Annotated in this window: 17 protein-coding genes; 14 read left to right on the forward strand and 3 right to left on the reverse strand. The window is 60.1% G+C overall.

All coding sequences use genetic code 11. The features are described from left to right. The first annotated feature begins 7 nt into the window (after nt 1-7). Nucleotides 8-751, forward strand: coding sequence for an RNA polymerase sigma factor FliA (locus tag IWX87_RS00985; RefSeq protein ID WP_196861631.1), 744 nt, complete (start codon nt 8-10; stop codon nt 749-751). Nucleotides 752-1,026: 275 nt separating this feature from the next. Here IWX87_RS00985 and IWX87_RS00990 read toward each other — a convergent pair whose 3' ends face one another. From IWX87_RS00990 to flgA, 3 genes are all read right to left on the reverse strand, one after another. Beyond that, nucleotides 1,027-1,485: a flagella synthesis protein FlgN gene (locus tag IWX87_RS00990; RefSeq protein ID WP_196861632.1), complete on the reverse strand. Its 459-nt coding sequence runs from the start codon at nt 1,483-1,485 to the stop codon at nt 1,027-1,029. Beyond that, on the reverse strand, nt 1,482-1,751 hold the full coding sequence (gene flgM / locus IWX87_RS00995; RefSeq protein WP_196861633.1) for a flagellar biosynthesis anti-sigma factor FlgM: 270 nt from the start codon (nt 1,749-1,751) through the stop codon (nt 1,482-1,484). The genes IWX87_RS00990 and flgM overlap by 4 nt, the downstream gene beginning before the upstream one ends. Before the next feature lie 80 nt (nt 1,752-1,831). Then, nucleotides 1,832-2,557, reverse strand: coding sequence for a flagellar basal body P-ring formation chaperone FlgA (gene flgA / locus IWX87_RS01000; protein ID WP_196861634.1), 726 nt, complete (start codon nt 2,555-2,557; stop codon nt 1,832-1,834). 319 nt (nt 2,558-2,876) lie between these two features. Here flgA and flgB point away from each other — a divergent pair, with 319 nt between their 5' ends. From flgB to IWX87_RS01065, 13 genes are all read left to right on the forward strand, one after another. Then, entirely contained in the window at nt 2,877-3,281 is a 405-nt protein-coding gene (gene flgB / locus IWX87_RS01005) for a flagellar basal body rod protein FlgB (protein WP_196861635.1), read from the forward strand. 20 nt (nt 3,282-3,301) lie between these two features. Then, entirely contained in the window at nt 3,302-3,718 is a 417-nt protein-coding gene (gene flgC, locus IWX87_RS01010) for a flagellar basal body rod protein FlgC (protein WP_196861636.1), read from the forward strand. Between the two features lie 45 nt (nt 3,719-3,763). Next, the gene (locus IWX87_RS01015; RefSeq protein WP_196861637.1) at nt 3,764-4,429 is read left to right on the forward strand and encodes a flagellar hook assembly protein FlgD; all 666 of its coding nucleotides are present in this window, start codon (nt 3,764-3,766) and stop codon (nt 4,427-4,429) included. Between the two features lie 75 nt (nt 4,430-4,504). After that, nucleotides 4,505-5,950, forward strand: a complete 1,446-nt coding sequence (locus IWX87_RS01020; protein ID WP_196861638.1) for a flagellar hook protein FlgE — start codon at nt 4,505-4,507, stop codon at nt 5,948-5,950. A 67-nt stretch (nt 5,951-6,017) separates the two neighbouring features. Further along, the gene (locus IWX87_RS01025) at nt 6,018-6,761 is read left to right on the forward strand and encodes a flagellar basal body rod protein FlgF (RefSeq protein ID WP_196861639.1); all 744 of its coding nucleotides are present in this window, start codon (nt 6,018-6,020) and stop codon (nt 6,759-6,761) included. A 62-nt stretch (nt 6,762-6,823) separates the two neighbouring features. Beyond that, entirely contained in the window at nt 6,824-7,606 is a 783-nt protein-coding gene (gene flgG / locus IWX87_RS01030; protein WP_196861640.1) for a flagellar basal-body rod protein FlgG, read from the forward strand. 29 nt (nt 7,607-7,635) lie between these two features. After that, nucleotides 7,636-8,301 carry a flagellar basal body L-ring protein FlgH gene (locus IWX87_RS01035; protein WP_231374281.1) on the forward strand — a complete coding sequence of 222 codons (666 nt, stop codon included), beginning with the start codon at nt 7,636-7,638 and terminating at the stop codon, nt 8,299-8,301. A 2-nt stretch (nt 8,302-8,303) separates the two neighbouring features. Further along, nucleotides 8,304-9,449, forward strand: a complete 1,146-nt coding sequence (locus tag IWX87_RS01040; RefSeq protein ID WP_370583714.1) for a flagellar basal body P-ring protein FlgI — start codon at nt 8,304-8,306, stop codon at nt 9,447-9,449. 9 nt (nt 9,450-9,458) lie between these two features. Beyond that, nucleotides 9,459-10,448, forward strand: coding sequence for a flagellar assembly peptidoglycan hydrolase FlgJ (flgJ, locus tag IWX87_RS01045; RefSeq protein WP_196861642.1), 990 nt, complete (start codon nt 9,459-9,461; stop codon nt 10,446-10,448). Nucleotides 10,449-10,657: 209 nt separating this feature from the next. Then, nucleotides 10,658-11,179: a chemotaxis protein CheW gene (locus IWX87_RS01050; protein WP_196861643.1), complete on the forward strand. Its 522-nt coding sequence runs from the start codon at nt 10,658-10,660 to the stop codon at nt 11,177-11,179. A gap of 47 nt (nt 11,180-11,226) precedes the next feature. Next, complete coding sequence (locus IWX87_RS01055) at nt 11,227-12,876, forward strand: methyl-accepting chemotaxis protein (RefSeq protein WP_196861644.1); 1,650 nt, start codon at nt 11,227-11,229, stop codon at nt 12,874-12,876. Nucleotides 12,877-12,969: 93 nt separating this feature from the next. Next, complete coding sequence (locus tag IWX87_RS19930; protein ID WP_196861645.1) at nt 12,970-14,589, forward strand: methyl-accepting chemotaxis protein; 1,620 nt, start codon at nt 12,970-12,972, stop codon at nt 14,587-14,589. Further along, entirely contained in the window at nt 14,582-16,714 is a 2,133-nt protein-coding gene (locus IWX87_RS01065; RefSeq protein ID WP_231374282.1) for a methyl-accepting chemotaxis protein, read from the forward strand. Before IWX87_RS19930 ends, IWX87_RS01065 begins: the two co-directional genes overlap by 8 nt. Nucleotides 16,715-16,798 lie beyond the last annotated feature (84 nt).

The following is a 16,798-nucleotide window of genomic DNA, read 5'->3' on the forward strand; positions in this document are numbered from 1 at the left end:
ATCCTTCATGTACACCTCCCAGGGAAAAATGGACCAATCCGGTTCAGCCGCGTTGCTGACGCAGCATGCGCCTTTGGTGCGCCGCCTGGCATTGCAGCTGATGGCCAAGCTCCCGGCCAGCGTCGATCTCGATGACCTGATCCAGGCCGGCATGATCGGTTTGCTCGATGCGGCCAGCCGCTACCAGGACGACCAGGGCGCGAAGTTTGAAACCTATGCCAGCCAGCGCATACGCGGCGCCATGCTGGACGAGTTGCGCGCCAACGACTGGGCGTCGCGCGGCTTGCGTCAGTCTTCGCGCGGCGTGGCCAAGGCCATTCAGTCCCAGGAGCAAAAGCGCGGCAGGCCTCCCACCGAGGGCGAGATTGCCGCGGAACTGCAACTGCCTTTGCCCGCCTACCAGAGCTTGCTGCAGGAAATCCAGGGTTGTCAGCTGCTGTATTACGAAGACTTTGACCGCAACAGCCAGGAAAACACCTTCATTGACCAGCAATGCAGCAGCCGGCACGACGATGCCGGTGAAACCGGCGACCCGCTGGCCCAGTTGCTGAAAAACGGTTTGCGGCAAAGCCTGATCGACGCCATTGGCGCCATGCCCGAGCGCGAGCGCCTGCTGCTGAGCCTGTACTACGACGAGGAACTCAACCTGCGGGAGATCGGAGCCATCATGGAAGTCAGCCAGTCGCGCGTTTGCCAGTTGCACAGCCAGGCGATCAGTCGCCTGCGCGGGCTGTTGGCTGAATTGCCTTAGCGCCCACACTGCCTGGTCATGCCCTGCTTCCAGAAGACGGAGAGCCAGAAAAGTTTTTAGCTATTAAATTAATAGCTAATAGAGCCCGTAGGTATTGCGCTAAAGCCTTATTTATCTTATATTTTATAAGGACTTGGCGCCGTGTGAGCAACCAGTCCGGCGCAGGCCGGCTCCGCGTAGCGCAAGCCGACATCTGCCAAGGACTTGAGCCGCAGATCGGGGTTCAAAATCTGCCATCCATGGCGCCGCCTGAACAGCGTCGATTGTTTAAAAGCTCAGCCGACCGCCAGGCGGTTGCCGCTTGCAGCGCCGGCTTCATGTGCGCCATCCGGGCCATACAGGGGTTTGCCGCTGGCCTTCAGAAAACTGATGGCTTGTCGGGTGAAATCGAGATGGGCGTGAATCATGACGCCATTGGCGTGATTGAGCGCGTGGGCCTGGGCTGCGCATTCCCGCAATTGCTTCCACGCCTGGGTCAGGCTTTGCCCGCCAGCGGCAGCCGCCGCCTCGGCACCGCTGAGATCCGCTTTATAGCCCAGCCTCATTTGCTCGTTTTCCCGCTGGCGACCGAGCAGGGCAACGCTGTCGGCCAGTTTTGATTTACGTTCAGCCAGTTCCTGCAGGGCGGTGAAATGGCCTTGGGTCATGGCGTCGGCTTCACGCGTGAGCAGGTCGAGAAATTCCGCCACGGCGGTGTGCTCCTGCGTCAGGTGCTGTAGCAGCAGGCTGCTCATGATGTTTTCCTGTCAAGCAAGTCACGCACGGTGGAGAGCAGGCCGTCGGCGATTTTGGCCGTATCAACCTGGTAGCGGCCGGCACGGATGCTTTCGCGGATCTCGGCCACGCGGGCAGCGTCAAAGTCGGAGGTCAGCCTGGCATGGTTGCTGACAGCCGGCGATGGTGTTGCCGATGCGTTGGCGGGAGCGCTACTCTTGGTGGACGCCACTGCGGGAGCAGGGGTCCCGTTGTTCAAGAAGGTGACGTTTTGATTGATTTTCATGAGGTTCTCTTAGGCACTTATTCGCATAACGGCAGTTTTTTCTGAAACTTTAGGCAGATGGCAGAAAAATTTCAGGCCTGTCAGTTGTCGCGTTCAACGGTCCCGTCGGGGAGCACGATGCCGCTGATGCGTTGTCCGCCCTGGATTTTGACCTGAATCACCGCGCCGGCGGCGGCGCCGGTCATGGCCTTGCCTTCGGTGCTGATCACAAATCCAGGTCCCCGGGTGACCAGCTTGATCGTTTGCCCCTGTTTCACAACGGGAATGCCGCGCAGTTGTTCGCGCCGGATCGGCGCGCCTGAAGCGATGCGGTTCAGTGCCACCATGCCGCCCAACTGGGTCGAATCCACAATCACGCCAGCGGGCAGGGTGGTCAGGTCTGCTTCCCGGGTGGAAGTATCCGCTGGCAGCAAGGCTTGCCCAGCTTCAATTTGTCGTGTGGCGATCTGGTAGGGCCCCGTTACTGCGACATACGCCTGGACGTAGCGAGTCCAGGGCCGGCCCGCATGGCAGCGTAGCCCGACCGAAACACGTCCCCACAAGCGTGCGCCAGGAGGTAAAAAGGCTTCGAGTGCGTCACAAGGCGGCAGATTGCCCGACAGGGGTGTGGCAATGCTGACCTGAACCCTGCCGGGCAGGCCGGTTGTTTGAGCGTTTAGAAACTGCTCAATCACCGGGCGCGCATAGCCCGACAAAGGCAGCGGTGCTGCGCTGTGCGCGGACGGTGCGATCGTTGTCAGGACCAGCAACATTGCAATCACTTCAGCAAACGGCCGGGACAGTGATTCATGCAGGGGTTTCGTCATGGAATCCTTGTTGAAAAGCAATGGCGGCAGATCAATTGTTTATGCCATCGCCAGCCGCGGTGCAGTCGGCATCTGATCTTTATTTTAGAGAAACCAGCACAGGCCCAAGGGGTGAACTGGGTTGCGATACGGATGCTGTTTGTTCGATTGGCGGCAGTTCCCCCCATTTTTCAGGGCTTCCAACCACCATGGGGAATACTGAACTGGGCCTCTAAAACCCATCTGTTCGAGTGATTGGCTAAAAGGCAGCTACCTACAATTATTTTCAATCAAGGACCTGTGGACCACCCGGCCGCTGACTTCACACGATGGGATAGTAATGATAGACAAGCTGGACTCCGCGCTGCGTTTTCATCAGGAAGCACTCAACCTGCGGGGCCGGCGGCAGGAAGTGTTGTCGGCCAATATTGCCCACGCAGACACGCCCAACTACAAAGCGCGTGACTTTGATTTCAGCGCCACGCTGTCGCAGGCCGTGGAGCGCGGCCGCCAATCCGTGACAACCTCCATGGCCACCACGTCTTCTCGCCATCTGTCCGGTGAGGCCGCAGCCGGCAGCGATGCAGGTTTGCTGTACCGCACGCCTAACCAGTCCAGTCTTGACGGCAACACCGTCGAGATGGATGTCGAACGCGTCAATTTTGCCGACAACGCCATGCGCTACGAGGCGAACCTGACGATATTGAGTTCCAAGATCAAGTCGCTGCTGGCAGCGGTCCAGTAACGTAGAAACGAAGTCATTCCATGCCGTACTCCAACAGCTCCGTGGGAATTTTTCAAATTGCCGGTTCCGCCATGACGGCGCAGTCCCAGCGCATGAGCACCACGGCCAGCAATCTGGCCAATGCCGACAGCGTTGCCGGCCCGGATGGCCAGCCCTACCGTGCGCGTCAGGTGGTGTTCGAGCTGGACTCTGCCAGTGGCCAGGGTATCGGTGGTGTGCGGGTGGCCCGCGTGATTGAAGATCCGTCGCCCATGCGCATGGTCCATGACCCCAGGAACCCGCTGGCCAATGCCGAGGGTTACGTCACCATGCCCAACGTCAATGTGGTCGAGGAAATGGTCAACATGATCTCGGCTTCGCGCTCCTACCAGGCCAACGTCGAGGTGCTCAACACCGCCAAAACCCTGATGCTGAAAACACTGACGATTGGCCAGTAAGGCCGAAGACGGCCGACCTCTAATCATTTACCCGGGAACTTCTTCATGGCCGTGTCTGCACTCACCTCGTCCGACAGCATCGGTGCGCCCGGCGCGCTGACCTCCACCACGGCGACAAGCGCCGACAGCGAGCAACGCTTTCTCAAGCTGCTGGTCACGCAGCTGAACAACCAGGACCCGCTCAATCCGCTGGACAACGCCCAGCTGACTTCGCAGCTGGCGCAAATGAGCACGGTCAGCGGCATCGAAAAACTCAACAGTGCCTTTCAGTCGCTGCTGGCGCAAAGCGGCTCCAGCCAGGTGCTGCAATCGGCTTCGCTGATTGGCCGCACAGTGCTGGTCCCTGGCAGCGAGCTGACGCCCAAAAGCGGAGCCGACGTGCCATTCGCCTTTGAGGTGCCTCAATCTGCCGATTCGGTGAAGGTCACCATCACCAACGCAGCCGGCGACACCGTTCGCAGTTTCGATCTGGGCGCGTTGCCGCAAGGCGTCAAAACGCTGTCGTGGGACGGATTGAGTGACACCGGCGCGCCAGTGGCTGACGGTAGGTACATGGTCAATGGAGTGGCCCGCAGCGGCGACACCAATGTGCCGGTGACGGCTCTGGCCTATGCCAGTGTTTCCAGCGTATCGCAGGGCGCCACGGGCGTTTCTCTCGATCTTGGGTTAGGCCGTCAGGCCCGCCTCGGTGACGTGCGCCTGATTCTCTGAGTGGGCCATGTCCTGGCAGCCTGCATTTAAAAGTTCTATTTCTATTTGTATTTCAATTTCAAAGAAGTAAATACCATGAGTTTTTCACAAGGACTGAGCGGCCTGAACGCTTCTGCCAGCAATCTCGATGTCATCGGCAACAACATTGCCAATGCAGGCACGATGGGTTTCAAGTCCGGGAGTGTGCAGTTTTCCGATGTCTTCACGGGCTCGCAGATAGGTTTGGGCGCCAAAGTGGCCAGCGTGTCGCAGAATTTCAACGCCGGCGCGGTGCAAACCAGTGCACGGTCGCTGGATGTGGCGATTGTCGAAGGCGACGGATTTTTCCGGATGACGAGTCCGGGCGGCGAGATTGCGTATTCACGCAACGGGCAATTCAACAAGGACAGGGACGGCTTCATTGTCAATGCAGCTGGCTTGCAGTTGACGGGCCATCAGGTGGATGCCGCAGGCGCCATGGGCGTAGGGCTGGAGGCGCTGCGATTGCCGAGCACCGCCATGCTTCCGAAAGCTACCGGGGACATAGCAGCCCAGTTCAATCTGGACGCGCGTGGCGCCATTCCCACGGTGGCTTTTGACGCCAACAATGCAGCGACCTATAACTACTCCAATTCGGTCAAGGTCTATGACTCGCTGGGAAACCCCCACGAACTGGCGACTTTCTTTGTCAAGACCAACCCCATCGCGCCCAGCACTTCGAGTCCATGGGCTTTGTTTGCAACCGCTGACGGCGTTGCGGTCAAGGGACCAGCGGCAACGCTGGCGGCATCGACAGCTGCGGCCACTGCGGCTTCTGGTGCAGCGTCTGCCGCGGCAACGGCGGCTAACGACAAAGCTGCTGTCAGTGCTGCTGCTGCTGCCCTGCCTGCCGCCACCACAGCCGAAAAGGAGACGGCTGCCAATGACGCCAAGGATGCGGCGACCGCCAGGACCACAGCGGCTTATGCGCTGGCTGCACTCGAGACCGTTGGCATCAAGATGGGCCAGCTGACTTTTGATACGAGCGGCACGCTGCTCTCGCCGGCAGATGGAAAAATGGCGCTGGAGGGCATCAACTTCGCCAACGGCTCCGCGCCCATGACGCTGGCCTTTGCGGTCACCGGCACCACTCAGTACGGAAGTGCAAGCGATGTCAAACAGCTTGATCAGGATGGATATGCCTCGGGCACCCTGGCCGGGTTTTCCATTGGCAAGGACGGCACCGTGACCGGAAAGTATTCCAATGAACAGGTCAAAACGCTGGGGCAGATTGTGCTGTCCTCGTTTGTGAACCCGGCGGGCCTGCAATCGAAGGGCGACAACGTCTGGACTGAAACCGCTGCATCGGGCCAGGCACTGACCGGCAACCCTGGCGCTGGCACCAAGCTGGGCGCGTTGGCTTCGGGGTCGCTGGAAGCGTCCAACGTCGACCTGACCTCCGAGCTGGTCAATCTGATCATTGCCCAGCGCACGTACCAGGCCAATGCCCAGACCGTCAAGACCCAGGATCAGGTGGTACAGACCCTGATGAACATACGCTAATGCGCTTGTGGCCCGCTGACACAGCAGGCCGTGGCATCAACAAAACCAGCGAACCCAGGACAAAAGTATGGACCGGATGATCTACGTCGGCATGAGCGGTGCCAAGCAGGCGATGGAGCAGCAGGCGTCGGTCGCCAACAACATGGCGAATGTCTCGACGCCCGGTTTCCGTGCCCAGATCAACAGCTTTCGGGCTGTGCCGGTGGTCGGCCAGGAAGCCGCCACGCGCGCCATGGTGGTGGCTTCGACGCCTGGTGCCGACATGCGCAGCGGTCCCATGACCCAGACCGGCCGAGCGCTGGATGTGGCCGTGCGCGGCGAGGGCTGGCTGACAGTGCAGATGCCAGACGGCAGCGAAGCCTACACCCGCGTCGGCAACTTGCAGGTTGGCGCCCAGGGCCAGTTGATGACCATGGATTCCCGGCCCATCGCAGGCGAAGCCGGGCCGCTGGTGGTGCCGCCCGGGTCGGCCTTGGTCGTAACCAGCGAAGGCGTCGTCAGCGCCATCGGCCCAGGCGACCCGCTGACTGGCGCGGCTGAAGTAGGGCGCCTGAAACTCGTCAATCCACCCGCTGGCGACCTGGTGCGCGGCGACGACGGGCTTTTCCGGATGCAAGCCGGCGCAGCCCCCGCCCAGGCCGATCCTGCCGTGCGGCTGCTGACTGGCGCGCTGGAAGGCAGCAACGTCAATCCGGTCGAAGTCATGGTGGAGATGATTGCCAACGCGCGCCGCTTTGAAATGCAGATGAAGACGCTGCAGACGGCTGAAAGCAACGATCAGCAGGCCAACAAGCTGCTGTCCAGCAGCTAGTTTGCGCTCGATTTCTTTTTCTGACATGAACCAGGCCTCGGCCAACTCGCAGGATTTCTCCCATGATTCGTTCTCTCTCCATTGCCAAGACCGGTCTTGATGCCCAGCAGACCCAGCTCGATGTGGTCGCCAACAACCTGGCCAACGTCGGCACCACGGGCTTCAAGCGCAGCCGCGCCGTGTTCGAAGACCTGATGTACCAGAACCTTCGCCAGAGCGGCGGCCAGACGTCAGACCAGACCCGCATGCCTTCGGGCCTGCAACTGGGCACTGGTGTGCGCGTGGTGGCCACCGAGCGCATTCATACGCAAGGCAATTCGACCAAAACCGAAAACCCGAAAGATGTGCTGATCAACGGCAACGGTTTTTTCCAGGTGCTGATGCCCGATGGCACAGCCGCCTACACCCGGGATGGTTCCTTTCAGACCGACCAGAATGGCCAGCTTGTGACCGCCAGTGGTTACCCGGTGCAGCCAGCCATCACGCTGCCGCAAAACATCACCAGCATGACCATAGGCCGCGATGGCACGGTGTCGGTGGTTCAGGCGGGCAGCGCGGCCAGCGTGCAGGTCGGCCAGATCCAGTTGGCGACTTTTCTCAATTCCGCCGGTCTGCAAAGCAATGGTGAAAACCTGTACGTTGAAACCGACGCTTCCGGCGGCGCGAACCAGACATCCCCCGGCCAGAATGGCGCGGGAACGCTCAACCAGGGCTATGTCGAATCATCCAACGTCAACGTCGTGGAAGAACTCGTCAACATGATCCAGACGCAGCGCGCCTATGAAATCAACAGCAAGGTCGTCAAGACTTCAGACGAAATGCTGGCACGGCTGTCGCAGCTGTGATGTACCACTTGTTCGCAAACTGCCGGCTTATGGGGTGGGCAATGGCGGTCAGCCTGCTATTGGGCGGCTGCGCCCAAATACCGCGCGAGCCGCTGGTGCAGCAGCCCATGAGCGCCCGTGCCGACCTCCAGGTTCGCCCCGCAGGACCAGCGAATGGGTCGATCTACCGCACAGGCTTTGGCACGCAGGCCCTGTTCGAAGACCGGCGGCCCCGTTATATCGGTGACATCCTGACCATTGTGGTGAGTGAAAACATCAATGCCAGCAAGAACTCCGCTGCAGACGCCAGCCGCAGCGGCAGTGCCAGTTCTGTGCTCGGTCTGATTCCAAAGCTGATCGGGGGATTGATTTCAAGCGACCTGGACGCAGAGGCCAGCGGCAAGAACACCATGAGTGCCAAGGGCGGTGCCAATTCCAGAAACACCTTCAACGGCGTCATCACCGTCACGGTGGTGGATGTCCTGGTAAACGGCAACCTGCTGGTCAGCGGTGAAAAGCAGATGCTGATCAACCAGGGCACCGAGTTCATCCGGTTTTCCGGCGTGGTGAATCCGCGCACCGTCAGCGCCAGCAACACCGTGCCTTCCACCCAGGTGGCAGACGCCCGGATTGAATACAGCGCCAAAGGGTATATCGACGAAGCGCAGACCATGGGCTGGCTGCAGCGTGCCTTCCTCAACGTGCTGCCTTTCTGACCATGCATCAAACTATTTCGCGTGACGTTCTCACCAGCAAGCCGGTCTTGGCAGTCGCCATGAAACTGTGTTTTCTTGCCAGTCTCCTGATCGCCCTGCCTTCACAGGCGGAGCGGCTGAAGGACCTGGCCAGCATTCAGGGCGTGCGCGACAACCCGCTGATTGGCTATGGCTTGATGGTGGGCCTCGATGGCAGCGGCGACCAGACCATGCAGACGCCATTCACCACCCAAAGCCTGAACAACATGCTGGGCCAGCTTGGCGTGACGGTGCCGGCCGGCACCAACATGCAGCTGAAAAATGTGGCGGCCGTGATGGTAACGGCAACCCTGCCGCCTTTCGTGCGGCCCGGACAGAACATCGACATTACCGTATCGTCATTGGGCAATGCCAAAAGCCTGCGCGGCGGCACCTTGCTGATGACGCCCTTGAAAGGCGCTGATGGCCAGGTGTATGCCCTGGCCCAGGGCAATATGGTGATTGGCGGGGCCGGCGCTTCAGCCGGCGGCAGCTCGGTCAAGATCAACCAGCTCAGTTCTGGCCGGATTCCGGCCGGCGCGATCGTCGAGCGCGCCGTCGAGTCTCCGCTCGGCGGCGACGGCACCCTGATGCTGGAACTTCACACCAGCGATTTTGGCACTGCGCAAACGGCCATGGAAGCGATCAACCGCAGTTTTGGCCCCGGTACTGCCACCGCGCTGGACGCCCGGGTGATCCAGGTCACGGCGCCCGCCCGACCCGAAGAGCGCGTCGGTTTCCTGGCGCGCATCCAGAATCTTGACGTAGCGCCGGCCCAAGCCGTCGCCAAAGTTGTCATCAACGCCCGAACCGGCTCGGTGGTGATGAACCAAAACGTCAGGCTTAACGATTGCGCCGTGGCACACGGTAATTTATCGGTGGTAATCAATACTGAACCCGTCATCAGCCAGCCCAACCTGCTGTCAGGCGGTGCCACCATTGCGACGCAAAAGTCGCAGATCGAGATCAGTCAGGCCGGCGGCGCGCTGCAGGTCGTGCGCGGCGGGGCTTCGCTGGCAGATGTCATCAGGGGACTCAACACACTGGGCGCCAACCCGCAGGACCTAGTGTCGATTCTGCAGGCCATGAAAGCGGCGGGCGCCTTGCGCGCCGAGCTTGAAATTATTTAAGGTGCTTTCATGACCAGTGCCGGACTTTCCAGCCTCAATGGCCCAAATGCTTCCGGCCCGGGTGTGCTGGATCAGCGCCTGTCGCTGGACGTGCAGGGGGTTGACGCCTTGCGGCGTACTGTCCGCACCTCGCCGCAGGAAGGCATGAAGCAGGCTTCAAAACAGTTTGAAGTGATGTTCATGCAGATGATGCTCAAAAGCATGCGCGAAGCGACGCCCGCAGACGGGCTGTTCAGCAGCTCGCAGGAAAAGACCTACACCTCGATGCTGGACCAGCAACTGTCGCAGCACCTTTCAGGCCGGGGGCTGGGCCTTGCCGAGGCCATGTTCGCGCAGCTCAACCGCGCCTTGGGCAGCGATGCCGTCCAACTGGCGCCAGCCGACGGCCCAAGGGGTGAGATGCCCGGAGCCCAGCCGCTGGGCATGCCGCTGGCCACGGATTCACAGCGTTTTGCCCAGCCGATGCCGCCGCTCAAGCGCGCGCCAGACCTTTCGTTTTACGAGACCGCCACCGCTCAGGCCACGATGAGCCGCAGCGTCCTGCCGCAAGCGCATGTCGAGCAATTCGTTTCACGCATGCTGCCCGCTGCGCAGCGGGCCAGCCAGGCCAGCGGCGTACCGGCGCAACTCATCATGGCGCAGGCCGCGCTGGAATCAGGCTGGGGGAAACGCGAGATTCGCGCCGACGACGGCCGGACGAGCTACAACGTGTTTGGCATCAAGGCCGACAAAAGCTGGAAAGGCCCGGTGGTTGAAACCACCACGACCGAATACGTCAACGGCGTGGCCCAGAAAATCCAGGCCAAATTTCGTGCGTACAGCTCCTATGAAGAATCGTTTACCGACTATGCCCGCTTCCTGACCAGCAACCCACGTTACGCCGACGTGCTGGCCACGAAGGATCCGGCCGAAGCTGCGCATGGGCTGCAACGTGCAGGCTACGCCACCGATCCGCAGTACGGCGTAAAGCTGGTTCGCCTCATGGAACAGATGGTCTAGTTAGTGTCATACAAAACAGGGGCAAAAAAACGCAAATAAAAGCGCAAATAAAAGCGCAATGAACGGCTGGGAAGACGGGCTGGCCTTCATTTTTCGATTATTCAGCCGATAAACAAAGACAGCTATCCACTGCCAGCACAGCTTTTCGGTTCCCAAAACTTGCGCGTGCCTGGCCAGGCGCCTCACCACCCTCAGCTCAAGGAATTTTCATGCACGCAACCACCAGCCATCCCCCGTCTCTTAACGCCGCTGCAGAGCCTCGCAGTGCTGCGGCGCCCAAGGCGCTGGAGTTTTTGTCCTTCACGCTGGGCCAGGAAGAGTACGGCATCGACATCCAGAAAGTGCAGGAATTGCGCGGCTATGACACGGTCACGCGCATTGCCAATGCACCCGTGCACATCAAGGGTGTGGTGAACCTGCGCGGCATCATTGTTCCCATCGTCGACATGCGCATCAAGTTCAATCTGGGAACGCCATCGTATGACCAGTTCACGGTGGTGATCATTCTCAACATCGGCAGCCGGGTCATGGGCATGGTGGTGGACAGCGTTTCGGACGTGATCACCTTGACGCCCGGGCAGATCAAGCCAGCGCCAGCGATGGGTTCGGTGCTCGATACCGCCTACCTGATCGGTCTGGGAACGTTGGACGATCGCATGGTGATTCTGGTCGATCTCGAAAAACTCATGTCCAGCGATGAGATGGGCTTGATTGAAAAAATGGTGGCCTGACTTTCCCGTGTAGAAACCGAAAAAGAACTGAATCAACGAAGAAGAAAATGAATATCGGAAATCTGAAAATTGGCACCCGGCTGAGTTCGGGCTTTGCGCTGGTGCTGCTGATGATGGCGTCCCTGATCGTGGTTGTGCTGTCAAACCTGAACAGCATTGGCGACAGCAACGCTGACATGGTCAAGAAAGACTGGGTCAAGGCCGAGGCTGCCAACACCATCAACGCCACCATCCGCGCAAATGCGCGCCGCACCATGGAGCTGTTCTTTGCGCAGGATGCAGCGCAGACCAACACGATCAATGAACGGATCAAGAGCAACGCAAAAACCATCAATGATGCTGTGCAAGTCCTTGAAACGCTGATGACCACGGACGAGGGAAAGTCTCTGCTCGCCGACTTCAAGGAAAAACGCGCTCGTTATCTCCAGTCCATGGACAAGTCCATCAAGATGCTGGCCCAATTCAACAAGGCAGAGGCCATCCAGGTCCTGAACAACGAGACTCTGCCAGCGCTCGATGCAGTGCAAGACAACGTGACTCGCATCGTTGCGCTGCAGAGAAAGATAGTCGAAGTCAGCGGCGCTGATGTCGAGCAGCGCGTCGCCTCGACAAGCACTCTGATGATCGGTCTGGGCCTGCTCGCTGTGCTGCTGGGAAGCGCTTTTGCCTTCTGGATTACCCGCTCGATCACAAACCCCTTGAAGCAGGCCGTGCTGGTGGCCCAGAAAGTGGCCGCCGGCGACCTGACCAGCGACATCGAAGTGAGGACCCAAGACGAGACTGGGCAGTTGCTCCAGGCCTTGAAGGACATGAATACCAGCCTGACGGGCATCGTCGGCCAGGTCCGTATCGGCACCGACACCATCGCGACGGCCTCCAGCCAGATCGCCGCCGGCAACCTGGACCTGTCCAGCCGCACGGAAGAGCAGGCAAGCTCGCTCGAAGAAACCGCCGCCTCAATGGAGGAGCTGACGAGCACCGTCAAGCAAAACGCCGACAACGCGCGTCAGGCCAACCAGCTGGCCGTGTCAGCGTCGAGCGTGGCCGTGCGCGGCGGCGCGGTGGTCTCGCAGGTGGTGGACACCATGGGCGCCATCAACACCTCGTCCAGGAAGATCGTGGACATCATCGGCGTGATCGACGGCATCGCCTTTCAGACCAACATCCTGGCCCTGAATGCGGCCGTCGAGGCGGCCCGGGCGGGCGAGCAGGGGCGGGGCTTTGCCGTGGTGGCGGCCGAGGTCAGAAACCTGGCCCAGCGCAGCGCTGCTGCAGCCAAGGAGATCAAGACCCTGATTGGCGACTCGGTGGACAAGGTCGAGGAAGGCAGCAAGCAGGTGGCCGAAGCGGGCCGGACGATGGACGAGATCGTGGACAGCGTCAAACGCGTGACGGACATCATGGCCGAGATCACGGCGGCCAGCCAGGAGCAGACGCAGGGCATAGAGCAGATCAACCAGGCGATCACGCAGATGGACCAGGTGACGCAGCAAAACGCGGCATTGGTCGAGGAAGCAGCCGCAGCCGCGCAGTCGCTGCAGGAGCAGGCGGCCGGCTTGAGCCAGGTGGTCAGCGTCTTCCGGCTGGACAGCCAAGCTAAGCATTCTCTGGTCGGTGCGGCGGACCGCTACCTTACGCCTAGGAAGCCGCGAAGCGAAAAAAAGGCCCTTGCTGCGCCGGTGCTGTCAACGCGATAGTTATCACAGAAAAGTAACAAAATTTACCCCAACGCTTTTGGACCCTCGGCAATAACCAAAGCGCAGGCTTCTACCGCATCAACCAAAACTACTATGAACTCTTTCAAAATATCCACCCGACTGATGATACTGATAGGCATTTTGTCGATCTTGCTGATTGGTATTGGCAGCATTGGCCTGTTTGGCATCAACCAGTCCAACGACGCGCTGAAAACAGTGTATGCAGAACGCACGGTGCCGATCAGCCAGCTTGGTGAGATCGACAGCCTTTCTCTGGCAAACCAGGTGTTTCTTGCGTCCAGCTACATCACACCCACACCCGAGGACATTGCTAAAAAAACCGCCCAGATCGACGCCAATATCTTGGTCATCGGCAAAATATGGGAGGCCTATATGGCAAGTTATTTGATACCAGAGGAGCGAGAAATCGCCGGAAAATTTTCCGATGCGCGCGCCAAATTTGTGCGCGAAGGCGTCAAGCCTGCCGCAGACGCACTGCGCGCGAATGACCTGGAAGATGCCAAACAGATCATGAACGAAAAGGTCGGCCCGCTTTATATTCCCGTTAAGGCGGCTTTGAACGCGCTGATCAAGCTGCAGCTTGAGGGCGCTAAAGCTCAATACGATGGCGCCATTTCGCAGTATCAAACTATTCGCAATGTGGCTATCAGTGCTATCGTGGCTGGGGTTGTGTTTGCCTTGGTTTTTGGCCTGTTCCTGATCCGAGGCATCACGCGTTCACTAGCCCAAGCCATGGCCGCTTCCAATGCGGTTGCACAAGGGGACCTGACGCAGTCCATCTTGGTCAAGGGAAAAGATGAAGTCGCCCAACTGCTGACTTCTCTCTCGGCCATGCAGTCCAGCCTGATCGGTATCGTCAGCCAGGTCCGCCAGGGCACTGACACGATAGCCACGGCGTCCGGCCAGATTGCCGCCGGCAACCAGGACCTGTCCAGCCGCACCGAGCAGCAGGCGTCGTCACTGGAAGAGACTGCCGCCTCAATGGAAGAACTCACTTCCACCGTCAAGCAAAACGCCGACAACGCGCGTCAGGCCAACCAGCTGGCGGCCTCGGCGTCGAGCGTGGCCGTGCGCGGCGGCGTGGTGGTGGCGCAGGTGGTCGGCACGATGGGGGCCATCAACACTTCCTCGCGAAAGATCGTGGACATCATCGGCGTGATCGACGGCATCGCATTTCAGACCAACATCCTGGCCCTGAATGCGGCGGTCGAGGCGGCCAGAGCGGGTGAGCAGGGCCGGGGCTTTGCGGTAGTGGCCGCTGAAGTCAGGAGCCTGGCGCAACGAAGCGCGGCGGCGGCTAAAGAGATCAAGACGCTGATTGGCGACTCGGTGGAAAAAGTTGAGGAGGGCAGCCGTCAGGTGGCCGATGCCGGCCGGACGATGGAAGAAATTGTGGACAGCGTCAAACGCGTGACCGACATCATGGCCGAGATTGCGGCGGCCAGCCATGAGCAGACGCAGGGCATAGAGCAGATCAACCAGGCGATCACGCAGATGGACCAGGTGACGCAGCAAAACGCCGCATTGGTCGAAGAAGCAGCCGCGGCAGCGCATTCGCTGCAGGAACAGGCGGCCAGCTTGAGCCAGGTGGTCAGCCTGTTCAGTCTCGATGAGGCACAAGGCACAGAGCCGGTCCACCACGTGACCGCAAGAGGCTTGGCTGGATTATCAAAAGAGGTTTCTTATGCGTGAAAAAACTGCAGCTCCAGCGTTCGTCTCCTTGGCGCGGACCCTGACTGTCCGGGCAGCCGTTGCCATATTTTTGGCCACTGTTCTGATCCTTGTCTTCTTTTACGCAATGGTGTCCTCGCAGCAACAGCGCAGCGCCTCTCAATACGCAACAGCCAAGGCGGAAAGCATCGCCCGGTCCGTGGATGTATTCGACCAGTCCATGCGCTTGACAGCGGAAAACGCGTTTGGTGTATTTAGACGTCAGTTTGGAGTGGTTCTGACGCTTGATGACGCGGCGCAAGGGTCATTGTCAAATTACGGCGTGATGATCAACGACAACACCACCGAAGTGGATGGTTTTGCCAGTACTTTTCCCGGCGGTAATGCCACCGTGTTTGTGGTGCAAGGCGAAGATTTTCGCCGAATTGCGACCTCGGTAAAAAAGGAGAATGGCGAACGCGCCGTGGGAACCCTGCTTGACCGTAAAAGTGCTGCTTACGCCGTGCTGCGTAGCGGGAAGAAGTTTGTTGGACGCGCCATGCTGTTCGGGCGTCCCTTCATGACCGTGTACGTGCCAGTGCGCGATTCGGCTGATCAAATTGTGGCGGTGCTCTACATCGGCCTGGACATATCGGCTCAAGAGGCAACTTTAAGCGCTGCGGTGAGCCAGACCAAGGTTTTCAGCACGGGGGGCCTCTATATCGTCAATCCAAACGGCGCGCCCGCTGAGGCCTCTCTGGTTTTTCATCCAACGGCTGCGGGCAAGAAACTTTCCCAGGTCCTCCCGATCCAGTCCGCTGAATGGGTCACGCGTCTGCAGAGCGACGACAACCGCTGGATCGATAACGCGCCGGCAGTCCTTGACCCCTTGCGTGTCGGACCGTTTTACGCTTCTGTAGCCAAGAGTGAATCGACGGGTTGGCTGGTGGTCGCTGAAGTTCCGGCTGCCGAGGCGCTGGCAGACCTGTATCGTCAAATGACCTGGCTGGGGGGTGTTCTGGTGCTGGCTGCAGTGATCATGGCGATTGCCCTGAGCATCGCCATTCGCCGTGCATTGCGGCCGTTAGGGCTTTTAAGCCAGCAGGTGGAGGCCATTGGCCAGGGCAACCTGTCCCAGCGACTGGTGTCGAATCGTCGCGATGAAATGGGGGTGATTACCCGAGCCGTAGAGTCCATGCGCGACAGCCTGGCCCATGTGGTGAGCGACGTAAGGCAGGGCACCGACACCATCGCGACGGCCTCCAGCCAGATCGCCGCCGGCAACCTGGACCTGTCCAGCCGCACCGAGCAGCAGGCCAGCTCGCTCGAAGAAACCGCCGCCTCAATGGAGGAGCTGACGAGCACCGTCAAGCAAAACGCCGACAACGCGCGCCAGGCCAACCAGCTGGCGGCCTCGGCCTCGGGCGTCGCCGTCAAGGGCGGCCATGTCGTGTCCCAGGTGGTGCAGACCATGGGAGCGATCAACACCTCTTCGCGCAAGATCGTGGACATCATCGGCGTGATCGACGGCATCGCCTTTCAGACCAACATCCTGGCCCTGAATGCGGCTGTCGAGGCGGCCCGGGCGGGCGAGCAGGGCAGGGGCTTTGCCGTGGTGGCGGCCGAGGTCAGAAACCTGGCCCAGCGCTCGGCTGCTGCAGCCAAGGAGATCAAGACCCTGATTGGCGACTCGGTGGACAAGGTCGAGGAAGGCAGCAAGCAGGTGGCCGAAGCGGGCCGGACGATGGACGAGATCGTGGACAGCGTCAAACGCGTGACGGACATCATGGCCGAGATCACGGCGGCCAGCCAGGAGCAGACGCAGGGCATAGAGCAGATCAACCAGGCGATCACGCAGATGGACCAGGTGACGCAGCAAAACGCGGCATTGGTCGAAGAAGCAGCCGCAGCCGCGCAGTCGCTGCAGGAGCAGGCGGCCGGCTTGAGCCAGGTGGTCAGCGTGTTCCAGCTCGATGACCGCCAGCAACATGACGAGACTCCGTCCAGGCGCACGGCGGCGAGCTACCAGCGTCCCGCGCCCCAGCAGCCACCGGCTGCCAAACGCACCATCGCCGCACCCAAAGCCAAGCGGGACATTGCACCTTTGGCGCCCAAGCCCTTAAATGCCGCAGCGTCTGCAGGTGCGAATGAGTGGGAAGAGTTTTAAGGCGTGGATTGTCAGTCCTTGCCTTGACAATCAATCGTTGCAAAAAAACGAAAGGTTTCCCTTCAGGTTTTTGTTGCGCGTGTC

Source organism: Polaromonas sp. CG_9.7, from assembly GCF_015752205.1.
Lineage (GTDB): Bacteria > Pseudomonadota > Gammaproteobacteria > Burkholderiales > Burkholderiaceae_C > Polaromonas.